Raw genomic sequence first — 272 nt, 5'->3', positions numbered from 1 at the left:
ATCGACGGCTTCGACCCACTGCGCCAGGTACGCTTTCGCACCTACGCCGAGCCCTTCCTAAAGGGCGCAGTACTCAAGGGGCTGTCTGCCTATATCAAGGATCAGCGCCCAATCGCCCGCGAACGCCTGGAAGGCATTGGCAGCGAGCAGCGGTTCGGCGCCACCGACAGCGATTTCGAGCTTGTGGTCAACAACGCCGTCGACCTTGCTTTCGGCTACTTCCTTGAACTGGGGGTGATCGATGAAGAACCGCCAGACATCAACCCTCTCAG

General features: G+C 59.9%; 1 pseudogene. It reads left to right on the top strand.

Annotation, left to right across the window (positions count from 1 at the left end):
- Window positions 1–272, top strand: a pseudogene (locus SB756_RS30170) (RNA polymerase subunit sigma); the annotation flags it as partial.

It is taken from the genome of Pseudomonas sp. SIMBA_068 (assembly GCF_046534705.1).
Lineage (GTDB): Bacteria > Pseudomonadota > Gammaproteobacteria > Pseudomonadales > Pseudomonadaceae > Aquipseudomonas > Aquipseudomonas putida.
The sequence above is the reverse complement of the archived record's forward strand: the minus strand, read 5'-3'. Positions and strand labels throughout refer to the sequence as shown.